This is a genomic window from Pseudoponticoccus marisrubri (assembly GCF_001482405.1).
Classification (GTDB): Bacteria; Pseudomonadota; Alphaproteobacteria; order Rhodobacterales; family Rhodobacteraceae; genus Pseudoponticoccus; species Pseudoponticoccus marisrubri.
The window spans coordinates 241,247-255,990 of record NZ_LPXO01000002.1 but is presented as its reverse complement, the minus strand read 5'-3'; the positions used below and the strand labels follow the sequence as shown (position 1 = coordinate 255,990).

Here is a 14,744-nt window from a genome sequence, read left to right as displayed (position 1 = left end):
GCGCTTCGAAGCGCCTTGGTGCCCCTTGGGAACCGGATCAGACGTTCCAACACAGGTTTTCTTTGGCAGGCGTGGCATTGGGCCGGTGAAGACCGCGCTGCCTTTTGGACAGCGCGCACCCGTGGACCGGGCGGTAAGGGCTTCGAAGCGCCTTGCCCCTAGCGGCGCCCGCGCAAGACCATCAACTCGCCCACATTCTCGCGCGTCGTGTACCCCAGCACATGGCCCGACCGGTCGACGGCTGCCACGGCCGGCGCCTCGGCCAGCGCGTTCAGCGCCTCCTCCAGCGGGGCAGCCAACGGCAGGGTCGGAATTTCGGCCACCATGACCTCGGCAACGGGGCGCGTGTTCTGCCCCTCGGCCATGGCAGTGAAGAGCGCCGTGCGGGTCAGGAACCCGGCGAGCCGGCCCTCGGCATCCAGTACCGGAAACTCGTGCTGCGTGGTGCGGATCAGGGTCTGGGCGGCGACATGCAGCGGGTCCGAGGGCGAGAGGGTCTCGTAGCTGGTGATGATCGCGTCGCGCAGCGCAAGATCGCGGGCGATGTCGCGGCTGGCCACATCGTTCGATTCCGCCTGCGCGGCGAGGAAGATGAAGACCGCGATCAGCAGCAGGATCAGGTTGCCCGAGCTCAGCCCCCAGAAGCCGAAGAGGAAGGCCGCGACCTGGCCCGCCGTCGCCGCGATCCGCGTGGCGCGCACCCGGTCCATTTGCGAGGCCAGCAGCGCACGGAGCACACGTCCGCCATCCATCGGGAAGGCCGGGATCAGGTTGAACAGGGCAAGGAACAGGTTGACCGCCGCCAGCCGGCCGAGAAAATCGCGCGTCGTCGTCGGATCGGTCAGCGCGTCGAACTCGGTCGAGGCGCCCGCGCCCATCAGCACCGCCCAGATCACCACGTTCACGGCCGGACCGGCCAGCGCCACGGCGACCTCTTGCCCGGGCTTGTCGGGCATCTTCTCCATCCGCGCCATGCCGCCGATGGGCAGCAGGGTGATGTCCGGCGTCGCGATGCCGTAGCGCCGCGCCATCAGCGCATGCCCGTATTCATGCGCCACCACGCAGGCGAAAAGCGCGCAGATGAACAGCGTGTTGGACAGCGCCGCCGCCGCGCCCCCGTCGGCCCAGGCCGAAGCCGCGACCCAGGCGATCAGCAGGAAGAAGGTGGCATGCACCCGCAGCTCCGAGCCCAGCAGGCGGCCGAGGGGAAAGGACCAGGTCATGACGATCTCCGTATCGGGCTGTTCGTGCCCTCTACATAGGCCCGCCCGCCGGTGATCCAAAGCCGCGCCGCCTGGCCGGGGGCGCGGCGTGACGTCCTAGAACGGGATCTCGTCGTCGATGTCGCGGGCCGGCGCGCGCGAGGGGCCCGAGCCCGAGCCGCCGCCATAGCCGCGATCGGGCTCGCCATAACCCGGGTCGTCATAGCCGCCGCCCCCGCCGCCGCCATACCCGCCGCCGCCACCACCGCTGTCGGAGCGGCTGTCGAGCAGGGTCAGCTCGCCGCGATAGGGGCGCAGCACGACCTCGGTGGAATAGCGGTCCTGACCGGACTGGTCCTGCCACTTGCGGGTCTCGAGCTGGCCCTCGAGATAGACCTTGGAGCCCTTGCGCAGGTATTGCTCGGCGATGCGGGCCAGCGGCTCCGAGAAGATCGCGACCGAGTGCCACTCGGTGCGCTCGCGCCGCTCGCCGGTATTGCGGTCCTTCCAGTTCTCCGAGGTGGCGATGCGCAGGTTGCAGACCTTGCCCCCGTTCTGGAAGGTGCGCGTCTCGGGGTCGCGTCCCAGATTGCCCACCAGGATCACCTTGTTGACCGAACCTGCCATGCCTTGTCCTTTCGAATCTGCGTCGGCGAATGTCTGCCGACCCTATACCAGCGACCGGGCGACCATAAGGGGCCCCGTCGGACTGGCGGATTCGGCAGAATTCGTTATAGTCCCCCGCAACGAGGAACAACAGGCGGTGACGAGGGATGATTGCAACGCGCCTTGGCGTAAGCCTGACCGTTGTCTTCGGGCTGAGTGCCCAGTTGGCAGCCGCGGACATTCTGTCGACGAAAAGCCGCGCGCGGCTCTTCTCCAGCCAGACCAGCGTGCTGGATTCGCGCGCCTCGCAGCAATACAACAACTCGGTCCGGCTGCAGCCACCGCGGGTGGTCACGCCCACCAAGTACGGGCCCGCGCCGGGCAGCGAGGGCGGGGTGATCCCCAAGTATCGCGGCCGCTACAACGGGCCCTATGCCGACATGGCGCGCGTCGCGGCGCGCAAGCATGGTGTGCCCGAGGACCTGTTCCTGCGGCTGGTGCACCAGGAATCGCGTTTCAACGCCAAGGCGCGGTCGCACAAGGGGGCGATCGGGCTGGCGCAGCTGATGCCGGGCACCGCCAAGGTGCTGGGGGTGGATCCGCATGACCCGCGCCAGAACCTCGAAGGAGGTGCGCGCTATCTCAAGATGCAGTACCGCGCCTTCGGATCGTGGAAGCTGGCGCTGGCGGCCTATAATGCGGGGCCGGGCGCGGTGAAGAAACATGGCGGCATCCCGCCCTTCCGCGAGACCCGCAACTACGTCAAGATCATCTGGGGCAGCTGAGCCGCGGCGCTTAATCTGTCCTTATGGCTTTGCTGCCAGACTGGCCCGCGAACGGGACCGGTGCGGGGCAGGGCGAATGCAGGCAGACAAGGCGTGGCGATGCGGGGCAGGGCTGGTCCGGACCCTGATGCTGGCCGTGGTGCTGCTATACGCTGCCGTGCCGATGGCCAGCGCGCAGAACTGGTGCCGCCCGCCCGCGGAATTGCTGGGCCTTGCGGCCACGCTGTCGGCCCTGCCACCGGGCAGCGATCGGCTGAGCGATGGGCGGCGCGCGCGCATCGGTGAAATCCTGGACGGGCTGAACGAACGGCGGATGCTGGCGGCGCTCGACGCCGGCGGGCTGCAGGCGCTGACCCCCAGCGTGCTCAGCCTGCTGGCCGAGGCGCGGCACCTCGCCGACAGCGGCACGCGGCGCAATCCCGGCTATCTCGACGAGGTGCTGGCCGAGTTCGATGCGGCGCTGATGCGGGCCTGTGCCGAAAGCCGCAGCACGATCTACCAGCGCCTTCAGCAGGATCGCGTGGGTGGGCTGTTCGATGACGGGGTGGACTTGCAGGAACTGGCCCGCCGCGCCAATGGCAGCGGCGTGGTCGGGCTGGGCGTGATCCTGTCGGGCGTGCTGGGCTTCACCGCGGCGCTGATCCTCTTCGATGCCGGGTTCCGCTGGATCATGGCGCTGGTCTACAACCGCAAGGCCTGCCGGATCCCGGCCGTCCTTCTGGTGGCCGACGCCCGCATCGAAGGGCTGGTGATCACGCTGGGGCGGGGCGGCTGCCGGTTCTACCCGACCGATTTCGAGGCGTTCGAATCCGCGCTGCCCGGGCTGGCCGCGGGCGAACAGGCCGTCGACCTCGAGGGTACGGTCCTGCCCGCGCGCATCAGCGCGATCCACGGGCCGGTGGCCGATTTCCGGTTTGTCCGGGCGCTGTCGCTCAAGGCGCAGCGCGCGCTGCTCACCCAGTCCACGATCTCGCCCTATTACATCAAGAAGGGGTTCGGCGCGGATCCGGGCCTTGCGGACGAGCTTGTCTGAAAAGGGGCGCGCGTGTCGTCGCGCCCCGTCCGATCCGTCTGGCGCCTCACTCCGCTGCGATCTTGATGACCGGCTCCATGTTGTCGAACTCGGCATCGGCCAGGTGGCACTTGATCTGGTGGCCATCGGCCATGATCCGCACGGGCGGCACCTCGGTCTCGCAGAGATTGCCGGGCACCTTCTGCTTCCAGCTGCACCGCGTCTGGAAGGGACAGCCGGAAGGCGGGTTCATTGCCGAGGGGATGTCGCCCTCGAGCACGATGTGCTTCTTCTCGACATGGGTGTCGGCGATCGGCACGGCGGACAGCAGCGCCTCGGTATAGGGGTGGTAGGGCGGGGCAAAGACCTGCTCGGTCGTGCCCAGCTCGACCACGTGGCCCAGATACATGACCATCACCCGGTCGCTGAGATAGCGCACGATGGACAGGTCGTGGCTGATGAACAGCAGCGTGGTCTTCTGCTCGCGCTGGATCTCCATCAACAGGTCGGTCACCGCCGCCTGCACCGAGACGTCCAGCGCCGAGACCGGCTCGTCCGCCACCACGATCCGCGCGCCGCCGGCAAAGGCGCGCGCGATGCCCACGCGCTGCTTCTGCCCGCCGGAGAGTTGCCGCGGCATGCGGTCGGCGAATTCGCGCGGCAGTTTCACCAGATCCAGCAGCCGCAGCATCTTCTCGCGGCGCTCGGCATCATCCTTGCCCTCGCCGAAGATCTCGAGCGCGCGCATGATCTGGCGGCCGACCGACATCGAGGGGTTGAGCGTGTCGAACGGGTTCTGGAACACCATCTGCACGTCCGCGACCGTCTTGGTGTCGCGTGCCTCGATCGGGATGTCCTGGATCTCGCGGTTGTCCAGCACGATGGCGCCGTCGGTCGCGGTCTCCAGCCCCATCAGCACCTTGGCGAAGGTCGACTTGCCGCAGCCCGATTCGCCCACGATGGCCAGCGTCTCGCTTTCGCGCGCCTCGAAGCTGAGCGTCTCGTTCGCCTTGACCACTTTCTTGGCGCCCGAGCCGCCGAACAGCGCGTTGGCCGCGACCTCGTAATATTTCTTCAGCTCGTCCATCTTGAGCACGACGCGGCCCGGCTCTGACTTTTCCTTGGTCGAGACGTTGAGCGGCGGCGCGTCCCAGTCGATCTCCTTGAAGCGCAGACAACGCGAGCGGTGACGCTCGTCGCCCGGCACCGTCTCCATCGGCACGCGCTCGACCGCGTCGCAGCGTCCCTCCTCGAAATAGTCGCAGCGTGGGCCGAAATTGCAGCCGGGCGGGCGTTCATGGGGCAGGGGGAAATTGCCCGGGATCGCCACCAGCGGGCGGGCGTTCTTGTCGGCACCGGGCAGCGGGATCGAGCGGAACAGCGCCTGCGTGTAGGGGTGGCGCATCTGGTCGAACACGTCCTCGATATCGCCGGTCTCGACCGCCTCGCCGGAATACATCACGCAGATCCGGTCGCAGGTCTCCAGCACGAGGCCAAGGTTGTGGCTGATGAACAGCATCGAGGTGCCGTATTTCTGGCCCAGCTCCTTGACCAGCTCGACCACCGCCGCCTCGACCGTCACGTCCAGCGCGGTGGTGGGTTCGTCGAGGATCAGCAGCGAGGGCTCGGCCATCAGCGCCATGGCGATCACGATGCGCTGCTGCTGCCCGCCCGAGAGCTGGTGCGGATAGCTGTCGAGGATGCGCTTTGGGTCGGGCAGCTTGACGTCGGTGACCACCTGCAGCGCGCGGTCATAGGCCTCTTTCTGGCTGACATCGGCATGGATCATCGGCACTTCCATCAGCTGCTTGCCGATCTTCATCGCCGGGTTCAGGCTGGCCATGGGCTCCTGGTAGATCATCGCGATCTGGCTGCCGCGGATCTCGCGCAGCTCGTCCTGGCTCATCGTGTTCAGGTCCTGGCCCTTGAACTTGATCGAGCCGCCGACGATGCGGCCGTTCTTGCCGAGGTCCTGCATGACCCCCAGCGCCACGGTGGACTTGCCGCAGCCGGACTCGCCCACGAGCCCCACGGCCTCGCCCGGCATGACCCGGACCGAGAAGTCCATCACCGCCGGGATCTCTCGCAGGCGGGTGAAGAAGGAGATCGACAGCTCGTCGATTTCGAGGATGGGGCCGTCATGGGCGTCTTTCATGTCCGTCTCTCCCTGTCGGGCCGGTGCGCCCGAGAAATGTCACATGTGGCGCGGGCGCGAAGCGATGTCCGCCCGCGCCCGCAGGCCCGGTCTCAATCCCGCAGGCTCTCTTCGCGCAAGCCATCGGCCAGCAGGTTCAGCCCCAGCACGAGGCTGAGCAGCGCGATGGCGGGCGGCAGGGCGGGGTGCAGGTAGATCGAGAGCAGCTTGCGCCCCTCGTTGATGGTCGAGCCCCAGTCCGGGCTTTCCGGCGGCAGGCCCAGCCCGAAGAAGCCCAGCGTGCCCAGAAGGATCGTGGTATAGCCGATGCGCAGGCAGAAATCGACGATCAGCGGCCCGCGCGCATTGGGCAGGATCTCCCACAGCATGATGTACCAGGGCCGCTCGCCCCGTGTCTGCGCCGCGGCCACGTAGTCGCGCGTCTTGATGTCCATGGCGAGGCCCCGGACGATGCGGAACACGGTGGGCGAGTTCACGAAGACCACCGAGACGAAGACCACGAGGATCCCGGCATTGATGTCGAAGAAGTCCAGCGGCCAGAACGAGATCTTGGAGCCGTCCTCGTTGATCAGCGACATGTAGGCGAGGAAGAGCGGGATCAGCACGATGGCCAGCCAGAGCGAGTTCTTCTCGGGCTGGGTGCGGAAGCGCGACTGGATCAGCACCCCGAAGAAGATCAGCGGGAAGGCGAACAGCACCACGCCCATGTATTGCGGCAGGCCGGTCAGCACGATCTCGGGGGTGACCAGCAGGTAGAACAGCAGGATCACCGGGAAGGCGAGGATCAGGTTGGCCAGGAAGGACAGCAGCGTGTCCAGCTTGCCGCCGTAATAGCCCGCCGGCAGGCCCAGCGTGATCCCCACCATGAAAGCGAATAGCGTGGCCAGCGGTGCGATGGCGATCACGATGGTCGAGCCCTTGATGACCCGGCTGAACACGTCGCGCGCCAGGTTGTCGCCGCCCAGCAGGTAATAGGGGTACTCGCCCTGCTCGGCGCCGCGCAGCGGGATGCCGGGGCCCTTGTTCTTCATCCCCGACACCTGGCTCAGCGCGTCATGCGTGGCGATCCAGTCGAACAGCCCGGTGAAGACGGCGACGAAGACCCAGAACATCACCAGGCCGAAGCCGATCATGCCGATGGTCGAGTCGAAGAGCTTGCCGTAGAGGCCCAGCCGCCGCTTGAAATGGATCGAGACCCAGAAGGTCACGATCAACGCGATCCAGACGGGGGTGAGCCGCTGGCTGATGCCGCCGAGGATGCCGGCGCCGGTGCCCATCACCACGCCCAGCACGACATAAAGCAGCACCAGCACGACCAGCGCCGCGCCCAGCCAGGTCATGATCCGCGCCGACAGGCTCCAGATGCCGCCGGTGGCGACCAGCGTGCCGTCGGGATTGGCCTGCGTGCCCGTATCGGGTTCGAAGAAGCTCAGCAGGATGCGCGCCACGACGGCCAGCGCGAAAAGCGGCACCAGCACGAAGAGCAGGGGGTCGAGAAACGTCCCGAGACTGCCGGTCCAGGTCAGGTCTTCCATGTCAGCCTCCTCATGTCACGCTGATGCGGGGGTTCAGGTAGACATAGCCGATATCCGAGATCAGCTGGGTCACCAGGACCACGATCACCGAGACGACCGAGACGCCCAGGAGCAGCTCGATGTCGTTGTTGCCGGCCGCCTGCACGAGGGTCCAGCCGAAGCCCTTGTAGTTGAACAGGGTCTCGACGATCACCACGCCGTTCAGCAGCCATGGAAATTGCAGCATGATCACGGTGAAGGGCGCGATCAGCGCGTTGCGCAGCGCGTGTTTCAGGACGATGTTCGGGAAGGACACGCCCTTGAGCCGCGCGGTGCGGATGTATTGCGCGGTCATCACCTCGGCCATCGAGGCCCGCGTCATCCGCGCGATATAGCCCATGCCGTACAGCGCGATGGTCAGCACCGGCAGGAAGAAATTCTCGAAGGTGGCGTTCTCCATGGCGCTGGTCGCGGTGCCCTTGAACCATTTCAGCCCCACCGCCGACGAGGCGAAGACCGCGATGAACAGCACGCCCGAGACGTATTCCGGCGTCGCCGTGGTTGTGATCGAGAAGGTCGACAGCGACCGGTCCAGCGGGCTGCCCTCGCGCATGCCGGCCAGCACGCCGATGATCAGCGCGCCCGGTACCATCAGCAGCATCACCCAGAGCATCAGCTTGCCGGTCAGCGCCAGGCGCGTGCTGATGATCTCGGAGACAGGGTCGCGGAACACGGTGGACCAGCCCCAGTAGCCCTGCAGGATGCCGCAATAGCGCGGCGCCTCGCTGGCCTCCATGCCCGGCAGGATGCAGCGCCCGGTGACGGTGCCGTCCTCGGCCTCGAAGCGGTAGGAGGGCACGACGCCCAGCCACTCGGCATATTTCACCGGCGTGGGCTGAAGATAGCCGCCCTTCTCCAGCCAGGAGGCCACGGCTTCGTCCGACATGCGGAAATTGCCCTGCGTCTTGGCGAGCTTTTCGAGATTGGGATAGAGGTTGGTCAGATAGAAGACCAGGAAGGTCAGGCAGAGCGCGGTGAGCAGCATCACCCCCACGCGCCGCAATATGAACATGCCCATGTCAGCCCCCTGTGCTGGCTCGGTGCCGGCGGCGGGCCCGCGTCACCGATGCTGGCGCGCCCGTATGGCGCCGTCCGGAAAAGGGCCGCCCCGGGGAAGCGGGGCGGCCCGATCAGCCCGTGGGGCGCGTTACGCGCTCAGGCTCCACTTGTAGGCCTGCGGCAGGTAGGCGATATGCGCGTCGGCGCCCTGGATGTTCGGGGCCGAGTGACGGTAGAGCGACCGCCAGTAGGGCTGGATCGTCACGCCTTCGTCGATCAGGATCGCCTGCAGCTTGCCCATCACCTCGCGGCGCGCGTCCACGTCGGCGATCGAGTTCGCCTCGGCCAGCAGCGTGTCGAACTCGTCATTGGCAAAGCCGAACTCGTTCCAGGCCACGCCCGACTTGTAGGCCAGCGCCAGAACCTGCGTGCCCAGCGGGCGGTGGTTCCAGTTGGTCGAGGAGAAGGCGTATTTCGTCCAGTCGTTCCAGAAGGTCGAGCCGGGCAGGATGGTGCGGCGCACGTTGATGCCGGCATCGCGCAGCTGCGCGGCCACGGCATCGGTGGTGTTCTTGCGCCAGTCATCGTCGATCGACTGCAGCTCGTGCTCGAAATCGGCCATGCCGGCCTCTTCCATCAGCTGCAGCGCCTTGGCCGGGTCATGGGGCAGGCGGGTGACGCTGTCGTCATATTCCGGGTGCACCGGCCCCACGTGGCAGTTGTCGGCCACCAGCCCGCGATCGGCATAGCCGAGCTCAAGGCAGACCGCGTTGTCCACCGCCATGGCCAGCGCCTGGCGCACGCGCTTGTCGCCGTAGATCTTGTTGCCGTTCTCGTCCTCGGCCAGCTGGTTGGGCCGGATCACGATGGTCGAGCCGGTGGCCACGTCGGATTTCTGCCAGCCGATCGCATCCATGATGTCGATGAAATCGCCCACGGTCTCGTAGAAGACGTCGACCTCCTCGGATTCGGCCGCCGCGATCCAGGCCGCCGGGTCCTGGCCGTAATCGATGATCTCGAGCCGGTCGATGAACCAGCCGCCGCCTTCCAGCGCCTCGTCGCCCCACCAGGGGTGGCCGGATTTCTCGAGCACGGCCTTAACGCCGACCTCGTTCTGGACCACCTGCATCGGGCCGGTGCCGACCAGTTCCGACAGATCCGCGTTCGGGTCGTAGCTGCTGTGCACGACGGGCGCGGGATAGTCGGCCATGCCGGGGATCAGCGTGATGTCGGGCCGCTTGGTCTTCAGCACCACGGTGTGCTCGTCGACCACGGTGATCGCGCCATCGGCCGCCTGTCCGGTCTCGTCATCGGCCAGCGAGGCCATGCGCGCGGCCATCGAGTTGCCCTCGACCGTGCTGTCGGTCCAGCGGGTGATGTTGCGTGCCACGTCCTCGGCGGTGAAGGCGTCGCCATTGTTCCAGGTGACGCCCTGGCGAACCTTCAGCGTGAACTCGGTCGCGTCGTCATTGACCTCCCAGCCTTCCAGCAGCATCGGCCGGAACGAGCCGTCATTGTTGTATTCGATCAGGTATTCCAGCGTGCCATGGGTGACATAGGCCATCTGGGTCCAGTCATAGGTGCGGGTGTCCTTGTGGGCGCGCACCTCGGATTGCAGGCGGATCGTGCCGCCGCGCTGTGCATGCCCCGCTGCCTGCGCCGGCTGGCCCAGGCCGCCCAGCACGTAGGCCGCGCTTGCCGTCATCCCCAGCGCCGTCGTCCGTGCGAGGAACTCGCGGCGGCTCATCTGGCCCTGCTTGAACTCGCGGGCATACATCTTGGCGGCCGGATGGACCTGTCGCACGGTGTCCATGGATGTCATGTGGTGGGTCTCCCTGTGTCGTTTTCTGGTATCGCCGGGGTCATTGAACGGTCCGGTCGGGGCGCAGTGGCCCTGTCCGGCGTCGTGCGCCCCAGGCTCTGTGCCCATTGCGCATGAGATCCAGTGTCCCGTCAACGGTTGGTTTCGTCGTTTCGGACCACAAAAACGACATCAAGACAATCCAAAAGCGACATGACCGGGGGCGGCGGCGTCTCAGCCACGGCCCTGCCGGGCCTGCCACGCGGCCCGAAGGGCCGTCGGTGTCCGCCCGGTATGGGTCTGGATGAAGCGCGAGAAATAGGCCGGCGAGGCAAAGCCCAGGTCGCGCGCGATCTCCTGCACGCCCGGCGCGGGGGCCTCCAGCGCCGAGCGCGCGGCATGCAGCCGGCATTCGGTCAGAAGCTCGGCCGCGGTCTTGCCGCAGGTTGCACGGCAGGTGCGCGACAGGTGGGTCGGCGTCACGTCCAGCGCCTCGGCATAGCCGGCCATGCCCGCGCCGCGTCGGAACCCGCGCGCCAGCGCCATCGCGTAGCGTCGCGCCAGGCGCTCGGCCGCGCTCTCGGGCGGCTGGTCGGCGGCGCCCGCGGCGACCTGCCGGTGCAGCCAGACCGCGATCAGCCGCACATGCGCCTCGAGCGCCTCCTGCAGATGCGGCCGGTCGCGGGACAGCTCTCGGCTCATGGCGTCGATCTCGCCGGTCAGCTCGGCCTGGGCCAGGCTGTCGCGCACCCGCAGAAGCAGCGGCGCCTGCGGCAACCGCCCGGTCAGCCCGGCGGGGCTTTCCACCAACAGCGCCTGAACGCCCTGGGGCAGATCGACGGAAAAAAGCGTGCCTGCAGGCAGATAGAGCGCGTTGTTCATGCTGATGCCGCGGCGGATGCCGTTCACGATCACCCGGCCCTGGCCGCGCGTCACCCAGATCAGCAGGTTGCGGTCGCGCGCATGGCAGAGGGCAAAGCGCCAGCTGGCGCCTTGCTGCATCACCTGGAACGAGCCGCAGCGGATCGGGGCGGATGGGCGCCGCGGCGCAGGCGGCATCGGGTTGCGCAGAAAGCCGGGACGGCCGCTCATGCCAGCGCGGCCGCGTCGAGTCCCGGCCAATGCGCCATGCGCGCACGAAACCAGGTGCGCTGCCGCTTGGCGAATTGGCGGGTCAGAATGGTGGCGCGCTCGGCCGCGGCCTCCAACGTCATGTCGCCGTCGAGGCAGGCCATCAGCTCGGCCGCGCCGATCGCTTTCGCCGAGGGCTGGGCGGGGTCCCAGCCGGGCCGGTTGGCACGCGCCTCTTCCAGCGCGCCGTCCTCCAGCATCCGGTCGAACCGCGCCGCGATGCGCGGGGTCAGCCACTCTTTGCCCGCGTCGATCCGGATCGGCTGCGCGTTCTGCAGCGGCAGTAGCGGTGGCGGCGTCTCGTCCTGCCATTCGGCGATGCCGCGCCCGGTCTGGCGCAGCACCTCCCAGGCGCGCTGCACGCGGGCGGGGTTGCGCTGGTCGATTCGCGCCGCGCTCTCGGCATCGAGCTCGGCGACCAGCGCCGCCGGGCCATCTGCGCGTAATTTCTCCTCAGCCTCGGCCCGGATCCCGGGCGCGATCGGGGGGATCCTGGCCAGCCCCTCGGTCAGCGCCGTGAAGTAGAGCCCGGTGCCGCCCACGATGATCGGGCGCGGGCCATCATGCAGGAAAGGCGCCAGATCGCGCAGCCAGTGCCCGGCGGAATAGGGGGTCTTGCCCGAAACATGGCCGTAGAGCGCATGCGGCGCGCGCGCCTCGTCCTGCGGCGAGGGGCGCGCCGTCAGCACGCGCCAGTCCGAGAAGACCTGAATCGCATCGGCATTGACGATCACGCCGCCCTGCCGTTCGGCGATGGCCAGCGCGAGCGCGGATTTGCCACTGGCGGTGGGCCCGGCGATCAGCACCGGACGCGCCGGATCGAGCCCGTCGACGCATGCCTCGATCGCTGCCGCTGCCCGCGTCATGCCGTACCGCCTCCTGTCCCCGTGCCGTCCCTGCGCGGCGCTGCCCGGTTCTGACCGCCGCGGCATTGCAGACGGCCGGGTTTTCCGCCAAGACTGCGCGCATCATATCCCGGGGCCAGGACGGAGCGCAACATGAGCCAAAGCGACACGCCGAAGACGACCTTCCGCCGCGTGATGCTCAAGATCTCGGGCGAGGCGCTGATGGGCGACCAGGGCTTCGGCCTGCACCCGCCGACCGTCCAGCGCATCGCCCGCGAGGTGCAATCGGTGCACGAGATGGGCGTCGAGATCTGCATGGTGATCGGCGGCGGCAACATCTTTCGCGGGTTGGCCGGCAGCGCGCAGGGAATGGAGCGCACGACGGCCGATTACATGGGCATGCTTGCCACGGTGATGAACGCGCTGGCCATGCAGTCCGCGCTGGAAGGGCTAGGCGTGTTCACGCGCGTCATCTCGGCCATCCGCATGGACGAGGTGGCCGAGCCCTATATCCGTCGCCGCGCCGTGCGCCACCTTGAAAAGAAGCGCGTGTGCATCTTCGCGGCCGGTACGGGCAACCCTTATTTCACCACGGACACGGCGGCAACTTTGCGTGCGAATGAAATGGCTTGCGAGGCGATCTTCAAAGGCACCAAGGTGGACGGCGTCTATGACAAGGACCCGGTCAAGCATGACGACGCGGTGCGCTATGACACGGTCACCTATGACGAGGTGCTGGCCCGCAATCTCAAGGTGATGGATGCCTCGGCCATCGCGCTGGCGCGCGACAACAGCCTGCCGATCATCGTCTTCTCGCTGGACGAGCCGGGCGGCTTCCAGGGCATCCTCGCCGGGCAGGGCACCTATACGCGGGTCCATGGCGAAAGCCGCGCGAGCACCGATTACGCCTGAGGCGGGGCGCGTTGGCGGCGTCGGTCCTGCGGCGCCTGCCCGAAATGCGCGCGATAGCTGCGGGTGAAGGCCGAGGGTGAGGCGAACCCCGCCGCGCGCGCCACGGCCCCGACTGGCAGCGCGGTGGATTGCACCAGCGCATCGGCGCGCGCCAGCCGCATTTCCGTGTAGACCTGTGCCGGGGTCCGTCCAAGGGCGGCGCGGCAGCGGTTGCGCAGCTGCTTGGGGCTGAGCCCGAGATCCTCGGCGATGCAGGGCAGCGGCCGGGGCACATCGAGATGCGCCGCCATGATCGCCTGCATGCGCGTGAGATCGGGATCGCGCACCGCGGTCGCATGCGGATGGGCCACGTGATCCAGCCCGAGCGATGCGGCAGTCTTCAGCGCGAGGCCCGGGTCATGCGCCCGCGCGATCCAGCCGATCAGCGCCTCGGCCAGGCCGAAGCTGTCGGGAACGAGCAAGCGGCGCCGATCCAGGGTGAAGGATGAGCTGTTTCCTGCAGGGTGCTGATTTAAATTCGTAATCTGCATTCTGCAGCGTGGCTCCGTCGGAGGCTCCGAGAGGACCCCCAGCCGGTCGAGGATCCCGACCCCGGCAGAGACACCGCCCAGCATCGCTCCGGCGCGGGTCGCCTCTTCAAGGAAGCTGCGCAGACCCAGTGGCAAGAAATGCGATGGGGCGGGGTTCGCGATCAGCAGGACAAGGTCGATCCCCTGCACGCCGGACCAGCCGCTGCGATCCGGGGCCACGCTCGTGCCGTCGGCGCAGTCCACGGGGGCGCCGGTGACCGTACGGGTGTGGCAAGAGAGCAGCTGATGCCCGGCGCAGGCATTGGCCCGGCGCAGCACCTCGCGCGCCAGCGACAGGGCCAGCATCGGGAAGCCGGGAAAGAGGATCAGGCAGACATGCATCGGCGTCGCATCCGCGCGGGAACCCGCTCTCTCTGCCACCCAAGAATTAACATATGGCTACCGCGCGCCGGGCCATTCGGCGCAATCCGCATGATCTGCGGCCTTTCCTGCATGATCGCGGGGCCATGCAGGCTTCTACGGCCCGGAAACCGCTGGGCAATTGATCTGGACGCCCGACCGGGATAAGCGTCTTGTCCCAGGGCCCCAGAACTTCAGGCAGGACTGCAACATGTCAGACGACTTCATCCTCGACACAGACGATCTCGAGCGCCGCATGGACGGCGCCATGGCCAATCTTCGCACCGAATTCGCCAGCCTGCGCACCGGGCGCGCCTCGGCCTCGATGCTGGAACCGGTGCAGGTCGAGGCCTATGGCCAGATGACCCCGATCAACCAGGTGGGCACCGTGAACGTGCCCGAGCCGCGCATGGTCACCATCAACGTGTGGGACAAGGGGCTGGTCAACAAGGTAGAAAAAGCCATTCGTGACAGTGGCTTGGGCATCAATCCTCAGATGAACGGCACGATCATCATGCTGCCGATCCCCGAGCTGAACGAGGAGCGCCGCCGCGAGCTGTCCAAGGTCGCCGCGCAATATGCCGAGCATGCCCGCGTGTCGGTGCGCAACGTGCGCCGCGACGGCATGGACCAGATCAAGAAGGCCAAGGCCGACGGCATGTCCGAGGATGACCAGAAGATCTGGGAATCCGAGGTGCAGGAGCTGACCAACACCTACATCAAGAAGGTGGACGCGATGCTGGAGACCAAGCAGGACGAGATCATGCAGGTCTGAGCTTTGTGTCCGTTTCGC

At 67.4% G+C, this 14,744-nt stretch carries 13 protein-coding genes; 4 read left to right on the top strand and 9 right to left on the bottom strand.

Features of this window, described 5'->3' with window-relative positions; all coding sequences use genetic code 11:
- Positions 1-158: 158 nt before the first annotated feature.
- On the bottom strand, positions 159-1,223 hold the full coding sequence (locus AVJ23_RS04930; RefSeq protein ID WP_058861043.1) for a site-2 protease family protein: 1,065 nt from the start codon (positions 1,221-1,223) through the stop codon (positions 159-161).
- 96 nt (positions 1,224-1,319) lie between these two features.
- A complete protein-coding gene (gene ssb, locus AVJ23_RS04925; protein WP_058861042.1) occupies positions 1,320-1,829 on the bottom strand; it encodes a single-stranded DNA-binding protein in 510 nt (169 codons plus the stop codon).
- A gap of 146 nt (positions 1,830-1,975) precedes the next feature.
- Here ssb and AVJ23_RS04920 point away from each other — a divergent pair, with 146 nt between their 5' ends.
- The gene (locus AVJ23_RS04920; protein WP_058861041.1) at positions 1,976-2,593 is read left to right on the top strand and encodes a lytic transglycosylase domain-containing protein; all 618 of its coding nucleotides are present in this window, start codon (positions 1,976-1,978) and stop codon (positions 2,591-2,593) included.
- 76 nt (positions 2,594-2,669) lie between these two features.
- The gene (locus tag AVJ23_RS04915) at positions 2,670-3,626 is read left to right on the top strand and encodes a hypothetical protein (protein WP_157772616.1); all 957 of its coding nucleotides are present in this window, start codon (positions 2,670-2,672) and stop codon (positions 3,624-3,626) included.
- Between the two features lie 46 nt (positions 3,627-3,672).
- On the opposite strand, the gene AVJ23_RS04910 is transcribed toward AVJ23_RS04915, so the two are convergent.
- From AVJ23_RS04910 to miaA, 6 genes are all read right to left on the bottom strand, one after another.
- Entirely contained in the window at positions 3,673-5,760 is a 2,088-nt protein-coding gene (locus AVJ23_RS04910) for a dipeptide ABC transporter ATP-binding protein (protein ID WP_058861039.1), read from the bottom strand.
- A gap of 92 nt (positions 5,761-5,852) precedes the next feature.
- Positions 5,853-7,295, bottom strand: a complete 1,443-nt coding sequence (locus AVJ23_RS04905; protein WP_058861038.1) for an ABC transporter permease — start codon at positions 7,293-7,295, stop codon at positions 5,853-5,855.
- A 10-nt stretch (positions 7,296-7,305) separates the two neighbouring features.
- Entirely contained in the window at positions 7,306-8,352 is a 1,047-nt protein-coding gene (locus AVJ23_RS04900) for an ABC transporter permease (RefSeq protein ID WP_058861037.1), read from the bottom strand.
- Positions 8,353-8,481: 129 nt separating this feature from the next.
- Positions 8,482-10,155: an ABC transporter substrate-binding protein gene (locus AVJ23_RS04895; RefSeq protein WP_058861036.1), complete on the bottom strand. Its 1,674-nt coding sequence runs from the start codon at positions 10,153-10,155 to the stop codon at positions 8,482-8,484.
- Positions 10,156-10,368: 213 nt separating this feature from the next.
- Positions 10,369-11,226: an AraC family transcriptional regulator gene (locus AVJ23_RS04890; RefSeq protein ID WP_240484522.1), complete on the bottom strand. Its 858-nt coding sequence runs from the start codon at positions 11,224-11,226 to the stop codon at positions 10,369-10,371.
- Entirely contained in the window at positions 11,223-12,131 is a 909-nt protein-coding gene (gene miaA / locus AVJ23_RS04885) for a tRNA (adenosine(37)-N6)-dimethylallyltransferase MiaA (protein ID WP_058861035.1), read from the bottom strand. Before miaA ends, AVJ23_RS04890 begins: the two co-directional genes overlap by 4 nt.
- A gap of 132 nt (positions 12,132-12,263) precedes the next feature.
- On the opposite strand from miaA, the gene pyrH reads away from it, so the two are divergent.
- Positions 12,264-13,022 (top strand): UMP kinase, encoded by a 759-nt coding sequence (gene pyrH / locus AVJ23_RS04880; RefSeq protein ID WP_058861034.1) that lies wholly within the window; start codon positions 12,264-12,266, stop codon positions 13,020-13,022.
- Here the strand turns inward: pyrH and AVJ23_RS04875 are convergent.
- A complete protein-coding gene (locus AVJ23_RS04875; RefSeq protein WP_157772615.1) occupies positions 13,013-13,972 on the bottom strand; it encodes a GlxA family transcriptional regulator in 960 nt (319 codons plus the stop codon). The genes pyrH and AVJ23_RS04875 overlap by 10 nt on opposite strands.
- Before the next feature lie 190 nt (positions 13,973-14,162).
- Between AVJ23_RS04875 and frr the strand changes: the two genes are divergently transcribed.
- On the top strand, positions 14,163-14,726 hold the full coding sequence (frr, locus tag AVJ23_RS04870) for a ribosome recycling factor (RefSeq protein WP_058861032.1): 564 nt from the start codon (positions 14,163-14,165) through the stop codon (positions 14,724-14,726).
- Positions 14,727-14,744: the final 18 nt, after the last annotated feature.

Coding starts and splice junctions, on each gene's coding strand:
- AVJ23_RS04930 (WP_058861043.1), bottom strand. CDS start 1,223: ATGACCTGGTCCTTTCCCCTCGGCCGCCTGCTGGGCTCGGAGCTGCGG.
- ssb (WP_058861042.1), bottom strand. CDS start 1,829: ATGGCAGGTTCGGTCAACAAGGTGATCCTGGTGGGCAATCTGGGACGC.
- AVJ23_RS04920 (WP_058861041.1), top strand. CDS start 1,976: ATGATTGCAACGCGCCTTGGCGTAAGCCTGACCGTTGTCTTCGGGCTG.
- AVJ23_RS04915 (WP_157772616.1), top strand. CDS start 2,670: ATGCAGGCAGACAAGGCGTGGCGATGCGGGGCAGGGCTGGTCCGGACC.
- AVJ23_RS04910 (WP_058861039.1), bottom strand. CDS start 5,760: ATGAAAGACGCCCATGACGGCCCCATCCTCGAAATCGACGAGCTGTCG.
- AVJ23_RS04905 (WP_058861038.1), bottom strand. CDS start 7,295: ATGGAAGACCTGACCTGGACCGGCAGTCTCGGGACGTTTCTCGACCCC.
- AVJ23_RS04900 (WP_058861037.1), bottom strand. CDS start 8,352: ATGGGCATGTTCATATTGCGGCGCGTGGGGGTGATGCTGCTCACCGCG.
- AVJ23_RS04895 (WP_058861036.1), bottom strand. CDS start 10,155: ATGACATCCATGGACACCGTGCGACAGGTCCATCCGGCCGCCAAGATG.
- AVJ23_RS04890 (WP_240484522.1), bottom strand. CDS start 11,226: ATGAGCGGCCGTCCCGGCTTTCTGCGCAACCCGATGCCGCCTGCGCCG.
- miaA (WP_058861035.1), bottom strand. CDS start 12,131: ATGACGCGGGCAGCGGCAGCGATCGAGGCATGCGTCGACGGGCTCGAT.
- pyrH (WP_058861034.1), top strand. CDS start 12,264: ATGAGCCAAAGCGACACGCCGAAGACGACCTTCCGCCGCGTGATGCTC.
- frr (WP_058861032.1), top strand. CDS start 14,163: ATGTCAGACGACTTCATCCTCGACACAGACGATCTCGAGCGCCGCATG.